Annotated in this window: 26 protein-coding genes; 16 read left to right on the top strand and 10 right to left on the bottom strand. The window is 72.7% G+C overall.

The features are described 5' to 3' along the window. The first annotated feature begins 146 nt into the window (after positions 1-146). The 5 genes from AB0F29_RS17970 to AB0F29_RS17950 all read left to right on the top strand — a co-directional run bounded on the left by AB0F29_RS17970 (position 147) and on the right by AB0F29_RS17950 (position 4,947). Positions 147-947, top strand: a complete 801-nt coding sequence (locus AB0F29_RS17970; protein WP_361873130.1) for a VOC family protein — start codon at positions 147-149, stop codon at positions 945-947. A gap of 217 nt (positions 948-1,164) precedes the next feature. Then, positions 1,165-1,560, top strand: coding sequence for a helix-turn-helix transcriptional regulator (locus AB0F29_RS17965; protein WP_361873128.1), 396 nt, complete (start codon positions 1,165-1,167; stop codon positions 1,558-1,560). A gap of 38 nt (positions 1,561-1,598) precedes the next feature. After that, entirely contained in the window at positions 1,599-2,423 is an 825-nt protein-coding gene (gene modA, locus AB0F29_RS17960) for a molybdate ABC transporter substrate-binding protein (protein ID WP_361873126.1), read from the top strand. A gap of 100 nt (positions 2,424-2,523) precedes the next feature. Continuing rightward, the gene (locus AB0F29_RS17955; protein WP_361873124.1) at positions 2,524-4,485 is read left to right on the top strand and encodes an ABC transporter permease; all 1,962 of its coding nucleotides are present in this window, start codon (positions 2,524-2,526) and stop codon (positions 4,483-4,485) included. Positions 4,486-4,581: 96 nt separating this feature from the next. Beyond that, positions 4,582-4,947: a PH domain-containing protein gene (locus tag AB0F29_RS17950; protein ID WP_361873122.1), complete on the top strand. Its 366-nt coding sequence runs from the start codon at positions 4,582-4,584 to the stop codon at positions 4,945-4,947. A gap of 25 nt (positions 4,948-4,972) precedes the next feature. Here the strand turns inward: AB0F29_RS17950 and AB0F29_RS17945 are convergent, their stop codons facing one another. From AB0F29_RS17945 to AB0F29_RS17935, 3 genes are all read right to left on the bottom strand, one after another. Continuing rightward, positions 4,973-5,743, bottom strand: coding sequence for a peptidoglycan recognition protein (locus tag AB0F29_RS17945; RefSeq protein WP_361873120.1), 771 nt, complete (start codon positions 5,741-5,743; stop codon positions 4,973-4,975). A gap of 123 nt (positions 5,744-5,866) precedes the next feature. Beyond that, positions 5,867-7,093: a cation:proton antiporter gene (locus AB0F29_RS17940; protein WP_361873118.1), complete on the bottom strand. Its 1,227-nt coding sequence runs from the start codon at positions 7,091-7,093 to the stop codon at positions 5,867-5,869. A 105-nt stretch (positions 7,094-7,198) separates the two neighbouring features. Then, positions 7,199-8,719: an alpha/beta hydrolase gene (locus AB0F29_RS17935; protein WP_361873116.1), complete on the bottom strand. Its 1,521-nt coding sequence runs from the start codon at positions 8,717-8,719 to the stop codon at positions 7,199-7,201. Between the two features lie 282 nt (positions 8,720-9,001). Here AB0F29_RS17935 and AB0F29_RS17930 point away from each other — a divergent pair, with 282 nt between their 5' ends. Then, a complete protein-coding gene (locus AB0F29_RS17930) occupies positions 9,002-10,090 on the top strand; it encodes an acyltransferase family protein (RefSeq protein ID WP_361873114.1) in 1,089 nt (362 codons plus the stop codon). A 43-nt stretch (positions 10,091-10,133) separates the two neighbouring features. Here AB0F29_RS17930 and AB0F29_RS17925 read toward each other — a convergent pair whose 3' ends face one another. The 5 genes from AB0F29_RS17925 to AB0F29_RS17905 all read right to left on the bottom strand — a co-directional run bounded on the left by AB0F29_RS17925 (position 10,134) and on the right by AB0F29_RS17905 (position 13,661). Then, a complete protein-coding gene (locus tag AB0F29_RS17925) occupies positions 10,134-10,334 on the bottom strand; it encodes a hypothetical protein (protein ID WP_361873112.1) in 201 nt (66 codons plus the stop codon). A 63-nt stretch (positions 10,335-10,397) separates the two neighbouring features. Beyond that, positions 10,398-10,760, bottom strand: coding sequence for an SCO5918 family protein (locus AB0F29_RS17920; RefSeq protein WP_219611204.1), 363 nt, complete (start codon positions 10,758-10,760; stop codon positions 10,398-10,400). A 149-nt stretch (positions 10,761-10,909) separates the two neighbouring features. Next, entirely contained in the window at positions 10,910-12,493 is a 1,584-nt protein-coding gene (locus tag AB0F29_RS17915) for a DEAD/DEAH box helicase (RefSeq protein WP_361873110.1), read from the bottom strand. Positions 12,494-12,738: 245 nt separating this feature from the next. Next, positions 12,739-12,942: a cold-shock protein gene (locus tag AB0F29_RS17910; protein ID WP_015609674.1), complete on the bottom strand. Its 204-nt coding sequence runs from the start codon at positions 12,940-12,942 to the stop codon at positions 12,739-12,741. Between the two features lie 371 nt (positions 12,943-13,313). After that, positions 13,314-13,661, bottom strand: a complete 348-nt coding sequence (locus AB0F29_RS17905) for a MerR family transcriptional regulator (RefSeq protein ID WP_361873108.1) — start codon at positions 13,659-13,661, stop codon at positions 13,314-13,316. Positions 13,662-14,054: 393 nt separating this feature from the next. On the opposite strand from AB0F29_RS17905, the gene AB0F29_RS17900 reads away from it, so the two are divergent. From AB0F29_RS17900 to AB0F29_RS17875, 6 genes are all read left to right on the top strand, one after another. Beyond that, entirely contained in the window at positions 14,055-14,684 is a 630-nt protein-coding gene (locus tag AB0F29_RS17900; RefSeq protein ID WP_361873106.1) for a hypothetical protein, read from the top strand. Between the two features lie 10 nt (positions 14,685-14,694). Further along, complete coding sequence (locus AB0F29_RS17895; RefSeq protein ID WP_361873103.1) at positions 14,695-15,282, top strand: toxin; 588 nt, start codon at positions 14,695-14,697, stop codon at positions 15,280-15,282. A gap of 65 nt (positions 15,283-15,347) precedes the next feature. Continuing rightward, a complete protein-coding gene (locus AB0F29_RS17890) occupies positions 15,348-16,619 on the top strand; it encodes an MAB_1171c family putative transporter (protein ID WP_361873101.1) in 1,272 nt (423 codons plus the stop codon). Then, positions 16,616-17,230, top strand: coding sequence for a hypothetical protein (locus AB0F29_RS17885; RefSeq protein ID WP_361873099.1), 615 nt, complete (start codon positions 16,616-16,618; stop codon positions 17,228-17,230). Before AB0F29_RS17890 ends, AB0F29_RS17885 begins: the two co-directional genes overlap by 4 nt. A 418-nt stretch (positions 17,231-17,648) precedes the next feature. Then, positions 17,649-17,894, top strand: a complete 246-nt coding sequence (locus tag AB0F29_RS17880) for a hypothetical protein (RefSeq protein WP_018960823.1) — start codon at positions 17,649-17,651, stop codon at positions 17,892-17,894. A 127-nt stretch (positions 17,895-18,021) separates the two neighbouring features. Continuing rightward, positions 18,022-18,879 (top strand): GNAT family N-acetyltransferase, encoded by an 858-nt coding sequence (locus AB0F29_RS17875; protein ID WP_361873096.1) that lies wholly within the window; start codon positions 18,022-18,024, stop codon positions 18,877-18,879. A 268-nt stretch (positions 18,880-19,147) separates the two neighbouring features. Here AB0F29_RS17875 and AB0F29_RS17870 read toward each other — a convergent pair whose 3' ends face one another. Next, positions 19,148-20,887, bottom strand: coding sequence for a SpoIIE family protein phosphatase (locus AB0F29_RS17870; protein ID WP_361873093.1), 1,740 nt, complete (start codon positions 20,885-20,887; stop codon positions 19,148-19,150). Positions 20,888-20,990: 103 nt separating this feature from the next. After that, positions 20,991-21,740, bottom strand: a complete 750-nt coding sequence (locus AB0F29_RS17865) for an alpha/beta fold hydrolase (protein WP_361873090.1) — start codon at positions 21,738-21,740, stop codon at positions 20,991-20,993. Between the two features lie 258 nt (positions 21,741-21,998). Here AB0F29_RS17865 and AB0F29_RS17860 point away from each other — a divergent pair, with 258 nt between their 5' ends. The 4 genes from AB0F29_RS17860 (at position 21,999) to AB0F29_RS17845 (ending at position 25,435) form a co-directional block, all read left to right on the top strand. Beyond that, on the top strand, positions 21,999-22,484 hold the full coding sequence (locus AB0F29_RS17860) for a peroxiredoxin (protein WP_361873087.1): 486 nt from the start codon (positions 21,999-22,001) through the stop codon (positions 22,482-22,484). Between the two features lie 113 nt (positions 22,485-22,597). Next, positions 22,598-23,107 carry a hypothetical protein gene (locus AB0F29_RS17855; protein WP_018960813.1) on the top strand — a complete coding sequence of 170 codons (510 nt, stop codon included), beginning with the start codon at positions 22,598-22,600 and terminating at the stop codon, positions 23,105-23,107. A gap of 144 nt (positions 23,108-23,251) precedes the next feature. Then, positions 23,252-24,706, top strand: a complete 1,455-nt coding sequence (locus AB0F29_RS17850) for an SPFH domain-containing protein (RefSeq protein ID WP_361873082.1) — start codon at positions 23,252-23,254, stop codon at positions 24,704-24,706. A 168-nt stretch (positions 24,707-24,874) separates the two neighbouring features. Continuing rightward, entirely contained in the window at positions 24,875-25,435 is a 561-nt protein-coding gene (locus AB0F29_RS17845; protein WP_361873079.1) for a hypothetical protein, read from the top strand. Positions 25,436-25,460 lie beyond the last annotated feature (25 nt).

Raw genomic sequence — 25,460 nt, 5'->3', positions numbered from 1 at the left:
ACTAGCGCATTTCATGTATGCACTAGTACATAAAGTCGCTGCGGCCCGACGCGCGGGCCGGCCCCCGGCTGACTAGCGTTGCCGGTGCGGGCGGGGGCCCGTACGGGTGGGGCCGACGACAAGGACTCCAGGGAAGGACCGGCACCATGGCTGTACAACCCGAGGGCACTCCATGCTGGGTGGACGCCATGTTCGCCGACATCGAGGGCGCCAAGAGCTTCTACGGTGACGTACTCGGCTGGACGTTCGGCGAGAGTGCGTCGGAGTTCGGCGACTACACGCAGGCGTACGCGGACGGAAAGGCCGCGGCGGCCGTCGCCCCGCCGATGCCGGGCGCGGAGGGCCACTCGGCGTGGTGCCTGTACCTCGCGTCGCCGGACGCGGCGGCCACCGCGGAGAAGGTCCGCGCGAACGGCGGCGAGGTACTGATGGAGCCGATGCGGGTCGACGACTTCGGCACGATGGCCCTGGCCCGCGACCCCGGTGGAGCCGTCTTCGGCATCTGGCAGGCCGGCGGCCACGAGGGGTTCGAGACGGAGATGGGCGCGCCCGGCGGGTACTGCTGGGGCGAGGTCCACACCCGGGACCCGAAGAAGGCGGACGCGTTCTACCCCTCGGTCTTCCCCTACACCGTGCGCAAGTTCGACGACGAGTCGATGGACTTCTCCCTGTTCGACGTCCGGGGGGAGACGGTCCTGGGCCGCATGGCGATGGGCGACGACTTCCCGCCGGAGGTACCCGCGTACCTGAACGTCTACTTCGCCGTGCCCGACTGCGACGCGGCCGTGGCGAAGGCGACCGAGCGGGGCGGGGCGCTGCGGTACGGGCCGACGGACAGCCCGTTCGGCCGGTTCGCGACGCTCAGCGACCCGCAGGGCGCCTGGTTCACCGTGGTCGACGTGACCACCACCGAGGGCGAGATGCCCGCGACGAGCCCGGTGACCTGACCCGGGGCCGTCACACCGCACGGGCCGCGACCGGCGAACCGGCGCGGCCCGTACGCGCGCCCGGCGGGTCTCGGCGCGCACCCGGGCTCGCCCGTACACGCTCCCCACACCCCACCCGTACGTTCCTCCGTACGTTCCTCCGACACGCCTCGCACCTGCGATGGATCATCGTCCAGAGAATGGTGAATGCAAGCCCATATGGCCTAGCGTGTCGCACATGCAGTCCTACACAATCGGCCAGGCAGCACGACTTCTCGGGGTCAGCCCCGACACCGCACGCCGCTGGGCGGACGCCGGCCGGGTCGCGACCCATCGCGACGAGGCCGGCCGCCGTCTGATCGACGGCCGCGCGCTGGCCGCCTTCTCGATCGAGGTCGGCCAGGGCACGGGCGGCGAGGACGAGGCCGTGTACACCTCGGCCCGCAACGCGTTCCCGGGCATCGTCACCGCCGTGAAGCTCGGCGACGTCGCGGCCCAGGTCGAGATCCAGGCCGGTCCGCACCGGCTCGTCTCGCTCCTGACCCGGGAGGCGGTGGAGGAGCTGGGTCTTGAGGTCGGCATGCGGGCGACCGCCCGGGTGAAGTCGACCAGTGTGCACATCGACCGCGTCTGAGACCGGCCGACGACGAGAATCCAAGGAGCCCGACCCTCATGTCCCCGCTGATCGACCACCGCCGTGTGGTCAACCCCCGGCGCGCGGCCGCCGCCGTCCTGACCACCGCCCTCCTGATCCCGCTCGCCGCCTGCGGCGACGACGCCGGCCCGGCCAAGGGCGAGGGCAGCGGCTCGGCAGCCGCGACGGGCGCCCCGAAGGCCGACCTGACCGTGCTGGCCGCCTCCTCCCTGACGGACGTCTTCAAGGCGGCGGGGGCCGTGTACGAGAAGGAGAACCCGGGAACGAAGGTGACGTTCTCCTTCGCCGGCTCCCAGGAACTGGCCGCCCAGGTCAAGCAGGGCGCCCCCGCCGACGCGCTGGTCACCGCCGACACGAAGACGATGGACGGCCTCTCCGGCGACACCGGGAAACCGACCGTCATCGCCAGGAACCGCCTGGTCATCGCCGTCGGCGAGGGCAACCCGGAGAAGGTCGAAAGCCTGGAGGACCTCGCCGACCCCAGGCTGAAGGTCGTCCTGGCCGCCCCCGAAGTGCCGGTGGGCCGCTACAGCGCGCAGATCCTCGACGCGCAGAGGATCGAGGTGAAGCCGGTCTCCCAGGAGCCCAACGTGCGCGCGGTCCTGTCCAAGGTCTCGCTCGGCGAGGCCGACGCCGGGCTCGTCTACAGGACCGACGCCGCGACCGCCACCGACAAGGTCGACGCGATCGACATCCCGGACGCGCGGAACGCCATCGCCTCCTACCCGGCCGCCACGCTGAAGACGTCGCGGCACGGCGAGGCCGCCGCCGCGTTCGTCGCCTGGCTCTCCACGCCCGCCGCGCAGAAGATCCTCCGGGGCGCGGGCTTCCAGCAGCCGTAACCGCCCCACGCCCCGGCAGGTCCCGTACCGCCCGGCAGACCGTCCCGTCCGACGGGCCTGCCGGGCACCGCACCGTCTCCGAGCCCCACGAGGTCGCCCGATGAAACGTCCCGGCCGCCGCCGTACCGCAGGGGCCCGCGCACCCCTGCTGCTGACGGTGCCCGCCCTGCTGGCCGTGGCGTTCCTGATGCTGCCGCTCGCCGGGATCCTGGTCCGCACCTCCTGGGGCGAGCTCGGCGCCCACCTCACCGCCGAGGCCACCACCGAGGCGCTGCGGCTCTCGCTGGTGGTCTCCCTGTGGGCGCTCGGGCTCTCCCTGCTGCTCGGGGTGCCGCTGGCCTGGTTGCTGGCCCGGGTGCCGTTCCCCGGCAAGGCGTTCGTCCGCTCGCTGGTGCTGCTGCCGATGGTCCTGCCCCCCACGGTCGGCGGCGTCGCCCTCCTGCTGGCGTTCGGGCGGCGCGGGCTGCTCGGCCCCTGGCTGGAGGACACCTTCGGCGTCACGCTCCCGTTCCACACCTCGGGTGCCGTGCTGGCGGCGACGTTCGTCGCGATGCCGTTCCTGGTCATCTCGCTGGAGGGCGCGCTCGGCGGGCTGCGCCCCCGGTACGAGGAGACCGCGGCCTCCCTGGGGGCCTCACCGGTCCGGGTGTTCCTCACCGTGACGCTGCCGATGGTCGCCCCCGGGCTGATCGCCGGAGCCGCCCTGACCTGGGCGCGGGCGCTCGGCGAGTTCGGCGCGACCATCACCTTCGCCGGGAACCTCCCCGGCACCACGCAGACCCTGCCGCTCCAGGTCTACCTGCTGCTCCAGGACTCCCCGGAAGCCGCCACGTCGGTCTCCCTGCTGCTGCTGGCCATCGCGATGATCGTGCTCATCGCGCTGCGCGGCCGGTGGACCGGGACCCCGGGCGACCACCGGAACCCCGCGAGCCGGGCGGCGGCGGCCCGCCCGGAGGAACCGGCGGCCACGGCCCCGGGCCCGCTCCCCGGGCCCGCCGCCGACCCGCTGCCGAAGACCGAGCCGGAGCCCTGGCCGCTGCACGCCGACGTCACCGGCTTCACGCACCTCACGCTGGACGCCCCGGGTGGCACCACCATCGCGGTGGTCGGCCCCAACGGCGCGGGCAAGACGACGCTCCTGCGGGCCCTCCTCGGCCTCACGCCCCGCGCGCACGCCACCCTGCGCCTCGGCGACAGCGACGTCACCGCACTCCCCCCGCACCGCCGGGACGTCGCCTGGGTCCCCCAGGACGGGGCGCTCTTCCCGCACCTGAGCGCCCTGGCCAACACGGCGTACGGGCTCCGCGCCCACGGCGTCCCCCGCGCCGCGGCCCGGCGCGAGGCCCAGGGCTGGCTGGACCGCCTCGGGGTGGGCCACCTCGCCCACCGGAAGCCCGCCCAGCTCTCCGGCGGCCAGGCCCAGCGGGTCGCCCTGGCCCGCGCGCTGGCGGCCCGCCCCCGCCTCCTGCTGCTGGACGAACCGCTCGCCGCCCTCGACCAGACCACCCGGGCCCGGGTCCGGCACACCCTGCGCGGCCATCTCGCGGACTTCGGCGGGGTCTGCCTGATCGTCACCCACGACCCGGTCGAGGCGGTCTCGCTGGCCGACCGGGTCCTGGTGCTGGAGGACGGCCGGGTCCTCCAGGACGAGCCGCCCACCGAGGTCACCCGGCACCCTCGCTCGCCCTGGGTGGCCCGGATGCTGGGCCGCAACGCCTGGCCCGGCACCGCCACCGCCGACGGCCTGGCCCTGGAGGGCGGCGGACACCTCGTGGTCGCCGAACCCCTCCCGGCGGGCACGGACGCCCTCGCGGTCATCGCGCCGGAAGCCGTCTCCGTACACCGGGAGAGGCCCACCGGCTCCCCCCGCAACGTCTGGCCCGGCACCGTCCGTGAGATCACCTCGGGCGGCAGCCGACTGCGGCTGCTGATCACCTCGGCCGAGGCCCCGGACCTGGTCGCGGAGATCACCCCGGGGGCCGCCGCCGAGCTGGGCATCGCCGACGGGAGCACCGTCTGGACCAGCGTGAAGGCCACCGAGGCGACGGTCGTCCCGCTGTAGAAGCCCGCTGGAGAAGGAGACCGGCAGACCCCGTACGGGAACCAGAACCGCGCCGTACACGTACTCCAGTACGACACCACACAGAGACGGGAACCCATGGCACTGTTCGGCAACGCCCACACGATCGACCCGGCCACCGCCCAGCAGGACTACGCACGGCTGCTGGGGCACGGCGAGCAGATCCACGCCGCGTACCTCCTGATCCGCGACAGCATCCTGTTCACGGACCGGCGGCTGATCCTCGTCGACAAGCAAGGCATCACCGGCAAGAAGGTGGAGTACCGCTCCGTCCCGTACCGCAGCATCACGCAGTTCTCCGTGGAGACGGCCGGGACGTTCGACCTCGACGCCGAGCTGAGCATCTGGGTCACGGGCAACCCGGTGCCGCTCCAGAAGACGTTCACCAAGGGCGTCGACATCTACGAGGTCCAGGCGATACTCGCGCAGTTCGTCTCCCGGTAGCCTCGCACCCCACACCCCGCGGGGCTCAGACATACGGGCGCAGCCGGGCCGAAGCCGAGTGTCCGGGGGCGGCGGCGCGCAGCTTCGCGGCGCGCTCCCGCAGTTCGGGCAGCAGCCCGTAGAGCGCGTCGCCGGGGCAGCGGGTCTCGAAGCTGTCGCGGTGCCCGGAGATGACGTGCAGCCGGGCCACCTGGCCCTCGTCGAAGCGGCTCTCGTCGTTCGTCGAGACCAGGTCGACCCTGCCCAGCGGATCCGCACCGGGCCGCAGTTTCCAGGCGGCCAGCTTCACCAGCGCGTCCATCATCGGCTTCGGGACCTCGGCCCCCGCGCCGAAGTCGCCGATCGCCGCGATGCCGACCGTGTCGGTGTTGAACCCCTTGGTGTGGGCGCCGAGCACCGAGCGGCCGACCCCGCCGGCGCGGCCCTCGTAGATGGTGCCGCAGCGGTCGACGAGGAAGTTGTAGCCGATGTCGTCCCAGCCGTCCTGCCGGACGTGGTCGCCCTGGACGCCCCGGATCAGGCCGGGGGCGTCCGCGCAGTCGTAGTCGTTGGGGCTGCCGGTGTGGTGGACGAACACCGCCCGCGCCGCACCCGTGTAGTGCGGCCCCTCCCGGACCAGCTCCTCGTCCGCGTGCCATTCCCGGCGGCTGACGACGGCCGGCTGCGGCAGTCCGCGCGGCGGGCGGGGCCCGGAGGCCAGCTCGGGCCCCGGCGCGCGGAACGCCGGGCCGTCCCCGAACACCAGGAGGGCCAGGGGCAGGACCAGAGCGCCCAGGACGATTCGGCGGGACCACATGCACTCCACCCTGCGGTCCGGCCTCCGGCTTCGCAGAGGAGCGGGCCGTTCGGGTGACAGGTCACCGGTGGGGGCGCTTCATCCGGAACGAGGCCTCACCAGGCCTCACAGGCCTCACAGGCCTCACCATGCCTCACCGGTCTCCGCCGTCCGGCCCGGCACGGCCCTGCCCCCGTCGCCCTTCTCCCGGCGCAGCAGCCGGAACGCCAGCAGCGGGAACACCAGCACCGACACCATCGCGGCGGCGACCAGGGCGGCGGCCTCGCCCGCCCCGATCACCTTCTCGTCCAGGCCGATCGCGGTGATCGCGACCACCAGCGGCAGACAGGTGGACGCGAACAGCCCGAGCGCGGACCGCGAGGGGCGCCCCGCCAGGTCGCGCGGGGCCAGCAGATACGCCGGAACCCCGCGCACCAGCAGGAACAGCAGCAGGAAGACCGGCAGGAGCAGCAGCGGGCGCCCGCCGTCCAGGAGCGCCGCGAGGTCGAAGTCGATGCCCGTGACGATGTAGAAGAACGGCACGAGGAAGCCGAAACCGATCGCCTCGATCCGCTCCAGGATCTCCCCGCTGCGCCCGGGCACCGCCCCCTGGAGGACGAGCCGGGTCAGCATCCCGGCGGCGAACGCGCCGAGCAGGGTGTCCAGGCCGAAGACGTGGGCGAGACCCAGCATCCCGGCGAGCAGCAGCATCACGAAGCGGACCGCGAACTGGCCGCTGGAGTGCAGGGTCACGGCGATGAGCCGGGCGAACCACGGCGGCCGGGGCCGCATCGCCCAGAACACCGCCCCCGCCGTGACGACCGCGAAGACGGCCAGCACCGCGCCCGCCGCACCCGGGCTCCGGCCGCTGAACAGCAGGGCCATCGCGATGATCGGACCGAACTCCCCGACCGACCCGAACGCCATCACCACCGACCCGAACCGTCCCTCGAGCCGCCCCGAGTCCCGCAGGATCGGCAGCACCGCGCCCAGCGCCGTACTGGTCAGCGCGGTGCCGATGACCAGGCTCTTCGCCAGGTCCGCCCCGCTGAGCAGCAGTGCGACGCCGAGGCCCGCGGCGAACGAGAGCACCCACGCCCCGCCGGCCCGGCGCAGGGTGGAGCCGCGGACCTCGGCGAACCGGATCTCGTAACCCGCGAGGAAGATCAGCATCGAGAGTCCGAGGTCGGCCAGGGTGTCGATGACCTGATCGTGGTGGGCCCAGCCGAGCACGTCCGGCCCGGCCAGGACACCGAGCACGATCTCGAAGATGACGACGGGGACCGGCAGCCACCTCCCGGTCGCGTAACCGAGCAGCGGGGCGAGAACCGCCAGGGCCATGATCAGGACGAGGGTCCCGGGGTGCTCCATCGCTCGTGTATAGCAAGGAACACCCCGGAATCAGCCGCTATGACACTCTTCGTCCCCGCTCTGCTCCCCCGCGACCCGGGGCGGGCGCCTCCCCAGGACACCGGTTCAGTTCGGGCAGTGGACGTCCCGGGCCGGCCGCTTCCCGGTCACCAGGAAGTCGCTGACCGCCCGGTCGCCGCAGGCGTTGCCGTTGCCCAGGTACATCCCGTGCCCGCCCTGTCCGACGGTGACCATCCTGGCCCGCTCGCCGAGCGCCGCCCGCATCTTCAGGGCCCCGGCCAAGGGCGTGGCCGGGTCGCGCAGGCTCTGGATCATCAGGACGTTCGAGGGGCCCTCGTCGGTGATCCGGGTGGGCCGCGGCTCCTCGTCGTGCTTCCAGTAGGCGCACGGAGTGACGTTCCTGGGCATCCCGGCCGTCAGCGGATGGCGCACCCGGTCGGCGGCGACCCGGCGGGCGTACCCGGAGTCCGGCCCCGGCCAGCGCACGTCGTTGCAGATCACCGCCATCGTCAGCGCCGCGTCCTCGTCCGGCATCGCGCCCGCGAGCTCCGGCGGCAGCACGGGACGGGCCTCCGGGGCCTGCGCCGACCGGATCAGCCGGGCCAGCGGGGCGAACGCCGCATCGCTGTACAGGGCGTTCTGGAGGGCCTGCCGCAGCCGGTTCCCGGTCAGCGGGACGCCGGGGGTCTCCGACTCCTTCGGGTCACGGTCCAGCTTTCGGGCCAGGGCGACGAACAGCGGCTCCACGTCCTCGGCGCGCCCGGCCAGCCGGAGCCCCTCGGCCTCCCGGGCCGGGTCCGCCGCCCACGCCGCGAAGTCGGGGAAACGCACGGCAACGGCCGGAGCCATGTTGGACAGCCAGCCGTACGCCACCCGCGCCGGGTCCGGGTCGCCGATGCTGTCCAGAACCAGCCGGTCGACACGGAGCGGGTGCTCCTGCGCGTACACGGCGCCGACGTAACTGCCGTACGAGGAGCCCCAGACGGACACCTTCCGCTCGCCCAGGGCGGCGCGCAGCCGGTCGATGTCGCGGACCTCGTTCCGCGTGGTGAAGGACCGCAGTTCCGGGCCGCCGTTGCGGGCGCAGGCCGCCGCGGAGCGGCGGGCGCGTTCTTCGTTCTCCGCGATCGAGCCGTCCGCAGCGGGCCAGGAGCGCAGCGTCACCAGGTGCCGGTCCGCCTCCGGGATCCCGCAGCCCACCCGGGTGGACCGGCCGACCCCGCGCGGGTCCAGGCTGATCAGGTCGTACGCCCCCTCGGTCGCCGCCCGCAGCGCCTCGCCCTTCTGCGCGAGGCGCTGGACCCCCGAGGAGCCGGGGCCGCCGGGGATCACCATCAGCGCCCCGCGCCGGGCCTCGGGCCGGTCGGTGCGCAGCCGGGTGACCGCCACGTCGACGGTGCGCCCGCCGGGGGCGCGGTAGTCCAGGGGAACGCGGAGTGTCGCACACTGCTGCCCGTCGGGGACGGTCGTCCCCGGAATCGGGCCGCAGGCCCCCCAGCTGAGCGGGGGCGTGGCGGGGCCCACCGGGCGACTGTGCGCCACGGGCGCTCCGACGGCGGTCAGCGTGCCGGCCGCGGCGGCGGCGGAGACGGTGAGGAGTAAGGCCTTTCGGGTCCAAGTGGTCATGAGACAAGCTTTGTTGAGCCGGGACGCCATGCCCATACGGGAGCCCGGTGGACCGAGGTGGGGACACCCCCAGTACCACCCCAGGACCACCCCCCGGACAGCCCCCCGAGCAGCCCCCGGACAGCCCCCGGACAGCCCCCGAGCAGCCCCCGAGCAGCCCCTGAACCGAACCCTGCCGCACCTGGTCACCGTGGGCAGCGCGCGGCCGTCCGAGCGGGGCGATCGAAAGTGACGCACACCACAGGGGCCGGAGGGAACGCCTCCGCGTTCTAGGGTGTCAGGATGTCTTCCCCCCTCACCTCCGAGCAGCCGCGCCCCACCGCCGCTGCCGGCGCCCCGGCGACCGGAACGCCACCGCCCGACGGCGGCCGCGACCACTTCTTCGACAACGCGAAGTACCTGGCAATCGTCCTGGTGGCGGTCGGGCACGCGTGGGAGCCCCTGCCCCCCGGCCGCCTCGTGGAAGCGGCGTACACCTTCGTCTACACGTTCCACATGCCGGTGTTCATCCTGATAGCGGGCTATTTCTCACGGAACTTCGAACTGCGGCCGAACCGGGTGTGGAAACTGGTCACCGGCCTGCTGGTGCCCTACGTCCTGCTCGAAATCCTCTACACGATCTTCCACCGGGCCACCCGCGACCCGGAGTTCGCCCTCTCGCTGCTGGAGCCCTACTGGCTGCTGTGGTTCCTGCCCGCCCTGTTCCTCTGGCGGCTGTCCACCCCGCTCTGGCAGACCGTGCGCTTCCCCGTGCTGGTCTCCCTCGCCATCGCCGCCCTGGCGACGGTGTCACCGGCCGCCGACGGGAGCCTCCAGATCCAGCGCATCCTGCAGTTCCTGCCGTTCTACGTACTCGGCCTGCGGCTGCGCCCGGAGCACTTCACGGCTCTCCGCTCCACCTGGGTGCGGGTCGCCTCGGTGCCGGTGTTCGTGGCCGGGATGCTGCTGGCGTACTGGCTGGTACCCCGGACGTCGACCTCGTGGTTCTTCCGGAAGAACAGCACCGAGGAGCTCAGCGTCTCCGAGTGGACGGGCCCGACCACCACGCTCCTGCTGTTCGTAGCCGCGATCGTGCTGGGCGCGTGCTTCCTCGCCTGGGTGCCCAAGGGCCGCGGCTGGATGACCACGCTCGGCACCTGCACGCTGTACGGGTACCTGCTCCACGGCTTCGTCGTCCGGGGCCTGCGGTACGGCGGCTTCTACGACGACCCGTTCTTCGACACCACGATGGGCACGGTCGCCGTCACCCTGGGCGCGGTCGTCATCATGACCCTGCTCTGCACGCCCCCGGTCCGGTGGCTGCTGCGTCCGCTGCTGGAGCCGCGCATGGAGTGGGCCCGGCAGAAACCACCGGCCGCCCGCACGTCATGAGACGCCGAACGGCCGGGAGCGGGGGGGAGGTTCCGGGGGAGGTTCAGTCCACGATGACGTTGTCGCCGAGGACCGCGACGTGCTCCAGCACGTCCTCCAGCGGATCGTCGATCTGGCCCGTCGAGATCAGGGCCACCTGCGGGCCGTTGTGAGCGTTGGTGTGTGTCTCGTCGGCGTACGCGGCGGAGACGGGCAGCATGAACGCCACCACGGTCACACCCAACACCGTCAGCTTCCTCATCATGGCGGCGATCATCGCACGCCCCGCGACACCCGAAGTCGGCGTCGCGGGGCGGGAGAACAGGTCTCAGACCCCGTCGGCCCGGGGTGCGGACACCGCTTCGGGAGCCTCGCTCCGCGCCTCGGCCGGAGTCCCCAGGAGCGCGGAGGCCGTCTCCAGCGGGGTACGGGCGGGGGCCGGGGCCGGCACGGCCGACTCGGCGGTGCGGCAGGTGAAGCCGAGCTTGGACAGCGCCCGGACCACCTCGGCGGAGCTGAAGTCCCGGCGGTCCTGGCGGGTGATGACCTCACCCACCTGCTTGACGGGGTAGACCCGGCGGCTGATGACCACCGCGTCGCCGGTGACGGGTTCGGGCTTGATGCCCTTCATCGAGTCCTCCACCTCGTTCTTGAACAGATCGAAGGGGAAGCGGGCGATGACACAGCGCATGGTTCCTCAACAGGGGTCGAGTGCACGGGGGACGTGTCGAGTGCACGGAGGGGACGTAAGGGAGCCCGGGCGGGGGGCCCGGTGCACGCGCCGGCGGGGGGAGCGCCGGGCGTGCGGGGCGGCCGGCGGCGAGCCGCCGGCCGCACGGATCACGCGGCGCGGTTGTTCCGGCGCTGCGTGGCGGCCGCACGGGCCTCGGGCGTCGGCACGCCGGGACGACGGCCCCGGGCCGGAGCGCCGCTGCCGCCGCGCTTGGTGCCGCGGCCCATGAACGCGCCGCCGCGGCTGCTGCCGCGCTCCTTGGCCGGGGCGGAGATGACGACCGGGACGCCCGAGGGCGCCTGCGCACCGGTGATCCGGCTCAGCTCGGCCTCGCCGGAGCGGACCTGGGCGATCTGCGGGGTGATCCCGGCGTCCGCCATCAACCGGGTCATCTCGCGGCGCTGGTTCGGCAGCACCAGCGTGACGACGCTGCCGGACTCCCCGGCACGGGCGGTACGGCCGCCGCGGTGCAGGTAGTCCTTGTGGTCGCTCGGCGGGTCCACGTTGACGACCAGGTCGAGGTTGTCGACGTGGATGCCGCGCGCCGCGACGTTGGTGGCGACCAGCACCGTGACGTGCCCCGTCTTGAAGCGCTCCAGGGTGCGGGTGCGCTGCGGCTGGGACTTGCCCCCGTGCAGTGCGGCAGCCCGGACCCCGCTGTGCAGCAGGTGGTCGGTGAGCTTGTCCACCGCGTGCTTGGTGTCCAGGAACATGATCACGCGGCCGTCGCGGGCCGCGATCTCGGTCGTGGTGGCGTACTTGTCCGTGCCCTGGACGTACAGGACGTGGTGCTCCATCGTCGTGACGGCGCCCGCCGCCGGGTCGACGGAGTGCACGACCGGGTCCTTCAGGTACGTCCGCACCAGCAGGTCGACGTTGCGGTCCAGGGTGGCCGAGAAGAGCATCCGCTGCCCGTCCGGGTTCACCTGGTCGAGCAACTCGGTGACCTGCGGCATGAAGCCCATGTCGGCCATCTGGTCGGCCTCGTCGAGGACGGTGATGGTCACCCGGTCCAGCCGGCAGTCGCCGCGCTCGATCAGGTCCTTGAGGCGGCCCGGCGTCGCGACGACGACCTCGGAGCCACCGCGCAGCGCGCTGGCCTGGCGGCCGATGGACATACCGCCGACCACGGTGGCGATGCGCAGCTTCAGCGACCGGGCGTACGGGGTGAGCGCGTCGGTGACCTGCTGGGCCAGCTCCCGGGTGGGGACGAGGACCAGGGCGAGCGGGCGCTTGGCGTCGGCGCGGCGGCCGGCGGTGCGGGCCAGCAGCGCGAGGCCGAAGGCGAGCGTCTTGCCCGAGCCGGTGCGGCCGCGGCCCAGGACGTCCCGGCCGGCCAGCGAGTTCGGCAGGGTGGCCGCCTGGATCGGGAAGGGCACGGTCATACCCTCGGCGACCAGCGCCGCCTTCAGCGGTGCGGGCATCTCCAGCTCGCCGAAGGTCTCGGCGGCGGGGAGGGCCGGGGTGACGGTCACCGGCAGGGCGAACTCGCCCTTGAGGCCGGAGGCGGAGCGGCGGCCGTAGCCACCGGACCGGCCGGAGCCGCCGGAACCGCCGGAGCGCTTGGGTCCGCCGCCGAAGCCCGCGGCACGGCGCTCGCCGCCGCCACCACCGGAGTAGCGGGGGGCACCGCCGCCGGAGCGGGTGCGGGAGAATCGGTCGTTCGAGCGGGGCGTGCGTTCGCGGTTCATCTAGAACCTTTCCTCGATGGGGCACGTATCGAGGGATTCTTTTTCGGGAAGCGACCGTGAACGGCACCCAGAATCGCAAGAACGAGCCGATGAAATGACAAAAGAAAACGAAGCCCGGCCGCCGGGAAACAGTGCACCGGACGCGGCTTCGTCGGGGGGCGCGCAGAGCGGGCCCCGGAAACGACAACGAGCCGGGGCCCGCACCCCAAGGTGCGGGCCCCAGCTGCGCAGTACTACCTGAGTGATCAGGCGGGGGTGATGTTCTCGGCCTGCGGGCCCTTCTGGCCCTGCGTGACGTCGAAGTTCACCTTCTGGCCCTCCTGCAGCTCACGGAAGCCGGAGGCGGCGATGTTGCTGTAGTGAGCGAAGACGTCGGCGCCGCCGCCGTCCTGCTCGATGAAGCCGAAGCCCTTTTCCGCGTTGAACCACTTCACGGTGCCAGTAGCCATGTCATATCTCCTTTAGGGGCAGAGCCCGCGGGCCCACACTGTGCGGACCCCACGTCGCCGCGATGATTACCCCGTCCGGAAGAACACCGGAAATACAAAAGTGTGCTCGCCGACATCCGACCGGCAAGAACACTTGAAGTTTTTGGGAACCACAACTGCAACTGAGATCAACACTAGCACGGTGGGGCCGGGAGAGGTGGGTGCCTAATATCACCGGCCGTGTCGGAACAGACCGGGAAGAGAAAAGCCTCATCGCGCATTGCGCGAAATTCTGTGCTGACGAATGCAGATATCTCCCCGGGGTCGCGCGAGAACCCGCGCGGGCCGCGGCGCGGCGCCCGTCAGCTCCCGTCCACGCCCGTCAACGCCCGTCAGTGGTCGGCCGGGCCACCGGAGCGGGCGGACCGGCCGCGCAGCTGCTCGTTGAGGCGCAGCGCCTCCTCCAGCTGGTCCTCCAGGATGACGATGCGGCAGGCGGCCTCGATGGGCGTGCCGGCGTCGACCAGGTCGCGGGCGCGGGCGGCGATGCGCAACTGGTAGCGGGAGTAACGGCGGTGACCGCCCTCGGACCGCAGCGGGGTGATCAGCCGGGCTTCGCCGATCGCCCGGAGGAACCCCGGCGTCGCGCCGATCATCTCCGCGGCTCGCCCCATCGTGTAGGCGGGGTAATCGTCGTCGTCGAGCCGGTCGGTGGCGTGCGAGGGGGTCTCCGGGGGCATCTGCACCTCTTCCGTCACGCGCGACCGGAGGAGCCGGGCGGCGCCCGCCTGCGGGGTGCGCCTCTGCTGCGTACACCTGTTTCACGTGACTGCACAAGAAACCCTAATCGCCGGGCAAGGTCATGTCTATCGCGGCCGTAACAGATTTGGGCCATCGGGAAGGACGCGGCGGACACACCCCCCTGGATCACTGATCGACCGGTCAGTTGTCGCCGGGAGGACCGTGGGGCCATAATGCACGCGTAGCCCTTCACGCATCCCCCGTCGTGAAGGGCTACACCCCTGTCCGGAGCACGCTCCGGGCACCGCGGGGCACAGGATCACTCACGGGCAAGGGACTCCCCTCGTGGTCCCCTGCCCGTGTTTTTTCGAGTTAACAGTGACGTAGAGTGTTTGCGCAAGCTCAGTTCCGACTCCGAGGTGATCGTGGAGGGCCGGATGGCCATGGACGACGGCGACGAACGCGGTCCGGAACCCGTCGAACCCTCCGGTCCGGAACCCGTCGAACCCCCCGGTCCGGACGAGCTTCCCCGCCTCGGCTCGCTGCGGGAAAAAGTCGAGTACATGGTCGAGAAGACCTTCCCCGGCCAGAAGATCTCGGGCCGGGTCTTCGCCGAGCTGGTCCGCGACCGCGGCGGCTCGCTGTCGCACAGCTACTTCTCCAACATCCTGGCCGGCAAGGTCACCCAGCCCTCCGAGGACATCCTCAAAGCCCTCGGCCTGGGGTTCGGCGTGGACTGGCGCTTCTTCAAGGAGGAGTCCGAGGTCGTCGACGACGTCGTCGCCGGACTCCAGTTCCTGGCCAAGCGGCGCACCGGGGAGATCAGCGGCCTGGCGGGCCGGGGCCTGGACGACGACGGGCTCCCGCCGGAACTGCTGCGGTTCGCCCTGTCCCTGCTGGAGGACGCGGCCCGGGAGAAGGACGGGCCGGAGAAAGACGGGCCGGAGAGGGACGGGCCGGAGAGGGAAAGCGGCGGCAACGATTCCGCCGCGAACCACCGCCCGGCGGGTCCGGCAGCGTAGCGTCTTGGTCATGTCCCTGCGGAAACTGCGGAAAGAGTGCGAGGCCGGGCTCGCCGACCTGCCCATCCCGGTTCCCTTCACGCTGGACCAGCTCGTCGCCAACATGGAGGAGGCGAGCGGGCGCACGATCCGGCTGCACGAGATGCCGGACCGCCTCGCCCGTGTCAACGCCGCCTGCGGACTGCGCCTGAAGGCGGGCGGCACCAGCCTCGTCCTCTACCGCCGCCGGCCGACCGCCTACCAGACCCAGCACGTGATCCTGCACGAGCTGTGCCACGAGTGGTTCGACCACGGGACGACGCTCGACGCGGAACAGCTCCGCACCCTCCTCCCGGTCTTCGACACCTCGCTGATCGCCCGGATGATCTCCCCGGCCGCCGCCGCGTCCTTCGCCTCCGGCGGCGGCACCGTCCAGGCCCGCGCGCAGTACGCGACCCATGACGAACGCATGGCCGAATTCGGTGCCTCCCTGATCCCCCGGATGGCGCGCGATCTCACCACCGATGACATGGTGGGGCGGCTGGACAACTCCCTGTCCCGCCCGGTGGCCCACCGACGGCGCGGCCTCTTCCCCGGAAGACGGTCCGGCGACGCCTGACACGTGCCACCGGCCCACCCGCGGGCCCCCCGCCCCGCGCTCCCGACCCGAGGACGAACACCGCCGTGACCCCCCTCGATCTCGCCGGCTACCTGATAGCCGGCCTGATGACGGCCGTTGCCCTGTGGCGTATGCCCGCTGCCCTCTGGGGCGACGAGGAGGACCGCAGACGCCGGGCACTGTGGGGCTGCTACGCAGGATTCGCCATCGCCCTGTGGACGAAGACCGAGGCGGTGCGCATCGGCCTCAACAACAGCGCCGTCACCGACCTCGCCGTCCTCATCAAGCACTACACCGCCACCGTGGCAATTCTGGCCATCCTCAGCTACATCGTGGCCATCTACGGCAGCTACCCCGAAGCGGGCGCGGTCCCCCGCCACGTACGGTTCGCGCGGCTCGTCCAGAAGCTGGCGGCCAAGGCCTCCGTCGCCACGCTGATCCTGCTGACCGTCCTCTTCTTCACCGTCGTCGACCGCTCCGAGCCCTCGGACCGCTTCGTCTCCGACCACGCCGGGGAGTGGGGCGCCACGCTCTACATGAGCGTCTTCTACCTCTACCTCGGGGCCGCGTCCGCCGTGTGCGCCTTCCAGTGGGCGCTGGCCACCCTCGACACCCGGCGCCGCCATCTGCGCATCGGGCTCGGGATGATGACGTTCGCGATGTTCATCGGCGTCGGCTACACCGTCAGCCGCACCCTCTTCCTGTGGATCAGTGTGGTGGACGAGCCGAGCGAGGCGTTCGCCCTGCGGTTCGACCAGGTCACCGAGGCCGCGCAGCTGGTGCTGTTCGCCTTCTTCGCCCTCGGCGCGTCCGTCCCCGCCCTCGCGGCCGGCGCCCGCCGGGCCCGGCTCTGGCGGGCCCAGGTCCGGCTGCACGCCCTCTGGTACGAGCTGATGGCCGCGTTCCCGGACCAGCCGTTCGACCCGCCCGCCCCGCTGGCCCGCGAGCTGACCCGGTTCAACGTCCCGGCCGACCTGCGGGTGGACCGCTGGGCCGCCGACATCGCGGACGCCTCCGAGAAACTGCGCCACTATGTGCCCGACGGGCTGCTCGCCGCCGCCGAAGGGGCAGCCGCCCGCGACACGGACGACCTGCGCCGGGCCGAGCCCCTCACGGACGCCTACTGGATCCGGGCCGCCCTGCTCGCGAAGGACTCCGGCGCGCCCGCCGGGGCAGCCGCGACGGTCGCCGCCCAGCACGCGGCGGACCAGGACGGCGAGGTGGCCCGGCTGGTCCGGGTCGCCGCCGCGTACCGGACGGTCGACGAGGAGCGCGCCCGCGCCGTCCTCGCGGCCGCGACGGCCGAAACCACCCGCACGACGGAGACGAGCGCATGACCGGCACCACGACCGGCGAGGGGATCCCCACCGCCTCCGCCCGCACGGCCTCCGTGGCGCGCACCGTCACCGACGCCCTCCAGCCCCGCAACGTCCTGCTGGCGGGCATGCTCGGTATCGGCCTGGCGGCGGCGGGCGACTGGACAGGACTTCTCTGGGGCTTCCTCGGGGCACTCTGCGCCGGACTGATACCGGCGGGGTACATCGAGTGGGAGCGCGGGCGCGGCACCTGGGGCGACCGCCATGTGGTGGACCGCACCAAGCGGGCGCCGATCTTCTTCGTGATCCTGGGCTCGATCGGCGCCGGCTCGGTGGTGATGGTGCTGGGCAACGCGCCCACCGGCATCCTCGTCGCGATGCTCGCGCTCTGGGTGATGACGATCGGGCTGCTGGCCGTCAACACCGTGTGGAAGATCTCGGTCGACTCGGCGGTGGCCTCGGCGGCCGTCTCCCTCCTCGCCGTCGTGCACTCCCCCTGGTGGATCGCCGCGTACGCGGTGACGACGGCGGTCTGCTGGTCCCGGGTCGCCCTCGGCTATCACACCGGCGCCCAGACCGTGGCGGGCGCGGGCCTGGGCGCGGCGACGACCGTGGCGTACGTGTTCGTCTGAGTCCGAAAGTCCGAAGGCGCCCGGGCCGGCGTCACCCGGTCAGCGCGCGGCGCACTGCCCGGCTCGCGGTCCGCGCACCTCGCCCGCGCGCCCCGTGTCGTCCACGCCCGGCCGGCCGGTTGGCGGAGCACACCAGCGGGCCGGTGACCGTGTCGGCGGCGAACAGCACGCCGCCGGTGTTGCCGGTGAGCACGACGGGGCCGACGACCGTGTTCGCGGTGCAGGGACGATCGCAAGGCGCGACGCCCCCCGCGCGGACGTGGGGTGAACGAGGAACGGCGCCGGGGTGCCATGGCGGGACGGCCCCGGCGCGGCGCCCGCGCGGGCCGTCCCGTTTGCGGGGGCGGCGGACACCCGGTTACGTGTACGGGGAGGGCTGCCCGCGAACGGGGCGGCCCGCAGGCTGGAGGTACCTCCGATGGCGAAGAACCGGTCCGCGCCCGCCAAGGGCCTGCGCGGCAGCAAGGCCGGGCTCGTGCTGAGCCTGGGCAGCAGCGCGCTCGCGGTCATCAGGGCGTCCAAGCAGGTCCGCCGGGCCAAGGGCTCGCACGACAAGCTGAACACCGCCGACGCGGTGGCCGGGCTGCTGCCGCTGATCACCTCGGCCGCCCTAGTACTGCGTCAACTGCGCGGCCGGCGCCGGGAGAACCCGGAAGCGGCCTGAGCACCGGACCGGCGTTCCGGGCCGAGCACCGACCCGAGCACCGACCCGACGCCAACTCATCCCGAAAGGCCGGAAACCGCCCTGTTCCGGGCCACCGAACAGCCACCCGCCGAGGTACGACTGTGCCGTGCTGAAACCTTTCGAGATCACCTCGGCCCGCGCCGAGGACATCGTGACGCTGGGCGAGTGGGCCCACGAGGAGAGCTGGAACCCGGGCCTGAACGACGGCGGGGTGTTCTTCGCGACCGACCCCGGCGGCTTCCTCTTCGGCCGGCTGGACGGCGAACCGGTCACCTCCGTCTCCGTCATCCGCTACGGCAGCGACCACGGCTTCCTGGGCTTCTACCTGACCCGCCCCCAGGTGCGCGGACAGGGTTACGGGCTGCGGACCTGGCAGACCGGCACGGCCCGGCTCGCCGGGCGCACCGTCGGGCTGGACGGGGTGCCCGCGCAACAGGACAACTACCGCCGCTCCGGCTTCCGTACCTGCTGGAGCAACACACGGTACGAGGGCACGCCCCCGCCTCCCAGGGACGTCGCGCCACCGCCGGGCACCGAACTGGTCGACGCCAGGAGCGTGCCGTTCGACCTGCTCGCCGCCTACGACCGCCGGTACTTCCCGACCGCGCGCGACACCTTCCTGGCCTCCTGGATCACCGCCCCGGGCCGCACGGCCCTCGCAGCGGTCCGGGACGGCGAGCTCCAGGGCCTCGCGGTGCTGCGGGCATGCCGCGCCGCGTCCCGGATCGGCCCCCTGTACGCCGCGTCCCCCGCGGTGGCGGCGGCCCTGGTCGGCGCGCTCGCGGCCACCGCCCCGGGCACCCCGGTCGCGATCGACGTGCCTGACGTCAATCCGGCGGCGGTGCGGCTGGCGGGGGAGCTGGGCCTGACCCCGTCGTTCGACACGGCGCGGATGTACAGCGGCCCGGAACCGGTCATCGACCGGACCGGCCTGTACGGCATCACGAGCCTCGAACTGGGCTGACCCGGTACACGCCGCGGCCTCGGGCAGCGGTCCGGGCCGGGCCGGTCCCGGTCAGGGAGCCGGGCCGGTCCCGGGCAGGGAGCCGGGCCGGTCCCGGTCAGGGAGCCGGTCCAGTCCCGGGCAAGGAGCAGGACCGGAGCCCGGGCAGGAAGCCGATTCACCCTCCGGGAGCAAACGGGTCCGGCCCCGAGCAGCAGCCCGGCCCGCCGCTCGGCCGCTCGTTACTCCGCGCTCGGCCGCTCGTCAGTCCGTAGGGGTCGGCCGCTCGTCACTCCGTAGGGGTCGGCCGCACCACCGGCGGGCCCTCGCGGATCCGGGAGGCCAGCACGGCGATGTCGTCCTCCGCGTCCTCGCCGAACCGGTCCAGCACCTGGTCCAGCAGGTCCTCCAGATGCCCGCCGCGCGGGAGGGTCAGCGAGGCCAGCCGCCCCACGGACACGTCAATGTCCTCGCCCCGGCGCTCCACCAGGCCGTCGGTGTACATGAACAGCACGGTCCCGGGGCCACAGGGCACGAACGTGGTCCGGTACCCGCCGAACCCGGTGCCGAGCGGCGGCCCCACCGGCACCGGCACGACCCGGGCCCCGGCGGGATCCGGGTCGATGAAGACCGGGGGCAGATGGCCCGCGCTGGCCACCTCGCACACTCCGCCGAACCGGTCGACGACGGCGAGCAGACAGGTCGCCGCCCGGTCCAGACCCGACCGCTCGACCATGCCGTCGAGCTGCTCCAGGATCTGGTGGGGGTGCAGGTCGTCCCCGGCCAGCAGTCGCAGCAGGGAGCGGTACTGGCTCATGGCGACGGCCGCCTCCACCCCGTGGCCCATCACGTCGCCCATCGCCTTGAGGTGCCGGCCGTCCTTGAGCGGCACGACGTCGAACCAGTCCCCGCCGACCAGGACGCCCTCGTCGGCGGGGAGGTAGCGGGTGGCGATCTCGACGTGCGGGTGGGGCCCCCAGGGCTCGGAGAGCAGAGAGCGCTGGAGTTCGCGGGCGATGCTGTGCTCGTGGTCGTAGCGGCGGGCGTGGTCGAGGTCGACGCCCGCCCGGACGGCGAGTTCGCGGGCGACGGCCACGTCCTGGTCGCTGAAGGCCGGCGAGCCGTCGGCCCGGACGAGGGTGAGCGCGCCGAGCGGCCGGCCGCGGGCGGTGAGCGGGACGACGAGCGCCTCGCGCAGCCCGAGCGCCCGGGAGGCGCTGATCCGGTCCGCGGTGACGACGCCGCGCCCGCTGCTGTGGTCCTCCCAGTCGTCGAGGACCGGCTCGTTCTCCGCCAGGCAGCGGGTCACCGCGGAGTCCGCCGGGAAGTCGACGTACTCCCCTGGGTGGCCGAACCGCTGCACCTGCTCGTCGAGTTCGCCGTCGCCCCGCACCGCGGCCCGCCGGAGCCGTACGACGCCGGGCTCCGGGCGGCGTACGGAGTGGCCCACCTCGGACGGGAACACGTCGACCGCCGCGGCGTCGGCGAAGTCGGGCACCACGAACGCGGTCAGCTCCCGGCAGGTGGTGTCCATGTCGAGCGTCGTGCCGATCCGGACGGCGGCGGTGCTGAGGAGGGCGACGTGACCGCGGGCCTTCTCCAGCTCCTCGCGCTGGCGGGTGAGGTCGGTGATCTCGACGACGATCGCCATCAGACCGCACGCCTCCCCGTCCACGTCCAGCCGGCTGTACGTGGCGCGCCAGAACCGCTGGTCCGCCCCGTCCGCCGCGTCCGCCGCCCAGGTCTGCCCGTGAAGCGTCTCCTCGCGGGGCTTTCCGTCGGCCAGGACCGCGCGCAGGGCGGAGGCCTGACCGCGCAGTCCGGGCAGCACCTGGGAGAACACCCGCCCGAGGTGGGAGCCGGCGGGGAGGCCGTTGAGCCGTTCGAGGGCCGGGTTGACGTAGGTGTAGCGGAGATCGTGGTCGAGGACCGCGACGGCGGCCGGGTTCCCGTCGAACAGGGCCGCGACGGTCCCCGGGTCAAAGGACGACGGCATCCCGTCGTCGCACGTGTCGGCCTGCAAGAGCATGCCTCCCGCCGTCGTCGGCTCCCGGGCCCCTGCTCCCGGCTCCCGGCTCCCGGTCCTCCATCGTCGGTCGCCCGCTGCCGTAGCGCATCCGCAGCGCGGCCGGTCAGCGCGGGGCGCCCGCCCGGTCCGGATGCGGGCCGAAGCCGGGGCCGGGGCCGAGATCGGCGTCCAGGTCGAGGGTGCCCTCGGTGGCCTCGGCGGTGGGCGGCAGGGCGAGGGCGTCGGCCACCGGGCCCGGCAGACTGCCGGAACCGAGCAGTCCGGTGACCAGCGCGGTGGTGAGCCGGTGCCAGGCGGCGGCCCGGCGGATCATGGCGTGGTCGCCGCCCCGGACGGTGACCATGCAGCTACGGGCTCCGGCGCGACGGGCCCGCGCGGTGAGGGACTGGCTGGCCTGGGGGCTGGTCATCCGGTCCCGGTTGCTGTGGACGAGGACGACGTCACGGCCGGCGAGCTGGGTGACCGGGTCCCCCGGCGGACACCAGGGGGCGAGCCCGACGACGCCCCGCACCAGGGGATGCCCGGCGGCGCGGAGGGCGGCGCGCGCCCCCATGGAATGCCCCAGGAGCACCACCGGCAGCTCATCGCCCGCCTCCTCCCGCAGCGCGTCGAGGGCGGCCACGGCGTCGTGGAAGGGGTCCGCGCGGGTGCCGTTCCAGCCCCGGTGGACGTACCGCACCCGCGTCACGAGGATGTCGTCGCCGGCCGCGCGGGCGGCCCGGGCGATGGCACGGGCGAAGGGGCGCATGCGGGTACCGGGCAGATTCAGCAGCCCCGACGGCGGGGGGCCCGTGCCGCTCTCGCGCCCCCCGTGCAGAACGAGAACCGCTGCCGACGGCGGTCGTTGGGCCACGCGTACCTCCAGGTGCGGGTGCGGGGCGTGCTGCCCCCTCGTCCCGTATTCGGCGCCGAGGCCGCTCCGGATGGGCGTACGGATCGACGGATCGACGATCGCCGTCGACGGGCCGACGGGCCGACGGGCCGACGGGCATACGGGCCGACGGGCCTCCGGCTCGACCGGGGTCCCGGTGCCCTCCACTGTACGGTCACGATCGCGGAACCATCCGTGCCCCCGACGCCATCCCCGTATACGACAGCGAAGGAGCCTCCCATGGCATCAGGCCCTCAACTCGGCAGCGCCGCACCGGACTTCACCCTCCCGGGCGGAGTCCTTTCGGGCGACGCCTTCGAGCGTGCCGACTACCGGCTGTCGGCCGCCCGCGGCCGGTCCGTGGTGCTGGCGTTCTACCCCGGGGACAACACCAGCGTCTGCACGAAGCAGTTGTGCTCGTACTCCTCGGGCATGGAGGCCTTCGAGGGCCTCGACGCCGACGTCTGGGGAATCAGTCCACAGGGCGTGGACAGCCATGAGTCGTTCGCCCGCTCCTTCGGGCTGCGTATGCCGCTGCTGGCCGACGAGGGCCGGGAGACCGCCAGGGCGTACGGGGTTTCCGCGCCGGGCATCGGGGTGCGGCGGGCGGTCTTCCTCATCGGCCCGGACGGGGTCCTGCGCTGGAAACACGTGGCCCTGCTCGGTGCGACGTTCCAGTCGCTCACCACGCTCACGGACCGCCTGTCCGGCATCAAAGACGCGTAAAGATTGCCGGAGTCCGGCAGTGACCGAAGGAGGTGCTGTATGGGATCATCCAGCCAGATCGACGGAAAACGTTCGGGGGAAGTCGGCAGCGGGAGCAACAGGGGAGTGATCGCGTGACCATCTTTCTCGGTCTCGGCATTGCGGGGATCGTGCTGCTCGCGCTCTCCCTGATCTTCGGCGGGATCCTCGAAGGGCTCTTCGACGGTGTGCTCGACGGCCTCTTCGACGGGCTGCTGTCGCTTCCGGTCATCGCCGGCTTCATCTCGATGCTCGGCTTCGGCGGAGCGATCGTGCTCGGCTCGACAAGCGCCGGAACGCTCGTGGCCACGGTCATCGGCGTCGCCGCCGGCCTGGTGGCGGCCTGGCTCACCTGGAAACTCAGCAAGGCCCTGATGCGCGACCAGACGGACGCCACCCCGCGCGGCTCCGACCTGATCGGCACCTCGGGGTCCGTCGTGACGGCCATCCCGGCCGAGGGTTACGGCGAGGTGCTGCTGCGACTGGGCGGTCAGCCCGTGAAGTACTCGGCCAAGTCGGCCGCGCCCGTCGCGCGCGGGACCGAGATCTGGGTGGAAGAGGCACTGTCGACCACGTCGGTCGCGGTCCGCCCGGTGGAGCGCTGACCACGTATCCGCCCTGACCCCCACTGACGACATCCTCGCCGACGATCCGCCGTCACGCGGCACTCCGTGCCGATCAACTCCACAGCACCGCCCAGCTCCACAACAATCTGCCGCCCCCCACGGGAGGCAGGGGGGACACATCACATGAGTCCAGTAGTCATCGCCGTCATCGGCATCGTCGTACTCCTCGTTCTGCTCGGCCTCGTCGTCATCACGCGCTACAAGGTGGCCGGGCCCAGCGAGGCGTTCATCATCACCGGCCGCCGCGGCAAGAAGTCGACGGATCCGGTCACCGGGCAGACCAGCATCGACAACAGCGGCCAGAAGGTCGTCGTGGGCGGCGGAGTCTTCGTCGTACCGTTCGTCCAGCAGAAGTTCACCCTCGACCTGTCCAGCCGGCACATCCCGATCGCCGTGCGCGGCGCGGTGACGCTGCGCGGCGTCAAGTCGAACCTCGAAGGCGTCGCGATCGTCAAGGTCGGCGGCAGCGAGGACGCGATCCGCGCCGCGGCCCAGCGCTTCCTCCAGCAGCAGGACGGCATCGTCGGCTTCACCCAGGAAGTGCTCTCCGGCGCGCTCCGCGCGATCGTCGGCCGCATGTCGGTCGAGGACATCATCCGGGACCGGGCCGCGTTCGCCGGGCAGGTCGCGGAGGAGGCCGAGGCCAGCCTCTCCGGCCAGGGCCTGATCCTGGACGCCTTCCAGATCCAGGACATCACCACCGAGGGCTCCTACCTGGAGGACCTCGGCCGCCCGGAGGCCGCCCGCGCCAAGCAGGAGGCGGACATCGCCGAGGCCATCGCGAAGCGGGCCTCGGAGCAGGCCCGGCTGAAGGCGGCCGAGGAGATCGCCATCGCCGAGCGGACGTACTACCTGAAGCAGGCCGAGATCAAGGCCGAGACCGAAGCCGCGGCCGCCAAGGCCAACGCCGCCGGCCCGCTCGCCGAGGCGGCCCGCCAGCAGGAAGTGCTCCAGGAGCAGGAGAAGGTCGCCGAGCGCCAGGCCGCGCTGACCGACCGCGAGCTGGACACCAAGGTCCGCAAGCCCGCCGACGCCGCCCGATACCAGGCCGAGCAGGAGGCGGAAGCCCGCCGCATCGCCCAGGTCAAGGAGGCCGAGGCCGACGCGGAGCGCTCACGCCTGACCGGTCAGGGCGAGAAGCTGCACCGTTCGGCGCTGGCCGACGCGGTCCGCATCGAGGGTGAGGCGGACGCCGCGGCGATCGCCGCCAAGGGTGCGGCCGAGGCGGAGGCCATGCGGAAGAAGGCCGACGCGTTCGCGCAGTACGGCGACGCGGCCGTCCTCCAGATGCTGGTCGAGGTCCTCCCGAGCGTGGTGGCGAAGGCCTCCGAGCCGCTGAGCGCCATCGACAAGATGACGGTCATCTCCACGGACGGCGCGAGCCAGCTCGCCCGCACGGTCACCGACAACGTCGCACAGGGCATGGAACTGCTCACCTCGACGACGGGCGTGGACATGACGTCTCTCCTCCAGAACCTGAAGAGCCGCGTGGGCACGGTGCCCGCCCCCGCGACCTCGGACGCTCAGCAGGCGGACTCCTCGACGTCGAAGAACGGCGAGATCGAGATCAAGGGCTGACGCGCGAGGCGTCTGTCAGGGGCTTGGCCCCTTACCCGTGCCCGTGCGACGTGCCTGTGCCCGGCGGCGACCTTTCGCCGCCGGGCACAGGCACGTCCGCGTCGGAGAATGAGGTGGGGGCTGACTGAGCTCCCCCGGCAGGACAGCTGGAGCACCAGGGGGCCGACGATGAACCGACCGCTGCTCTTCCTCGACGTGGACGGCCCGCTCAACCCCTATGCCGCGCAGCCCGAGCGACGCCCCGACGGCTACGTCACGCTCAGGGTGCCGCTGGGCAACGGGCCGCGGGGAGACGACGCCGGCCTCTCGGGCCGACGACGGACCCTGCGGGTCTGGCTCAACCCGGGGCACGGTCCGACTCTGCTGCGACTCGGCTACGAACTGTGCTGGGCCACCACGTGGATGGCCGAGGCGAACCGGTGGATCGCCCCGACACTCGGCCTGCCCGAACTCCCCTTCGTTGACTTCGGCGACGCCCTGTTCCGAGAATGCCCCGACGGAGTCCACTGGAAGACGGGCCCCCTGGTGGACCACGCCGCCGGCCGCCCCTTCGCCTGGGTCGACGACGAACAGGGCGACCCGGACCACGCGTACGTGGCCACGCACCACGAGGGCCCGGCGCTCCTCCACCACGTCAACCCGAGGATCGGCCTGCGCGAGACCGACTTCCACACCCTCACCGACTTCGCACGCGCCCTGAACAGCGCCGATTGCCCCGACCCTGGCTGAGTACCCGCGCCGACCCTCGGACCGG

Source organism: Streptomyces sp. NPDC026589 (genome assembly GCF_040638385.1).
Lineage (GTDB): Bacteria > Actinomycetota > Actinomycetes > Streptomycetales > Streptomycetaceae > Streptomyces.
Note: the sequence above shows the minus strand (reverse complement) of the source record. Positions and strands in the feature narration are given on the sequence as shown.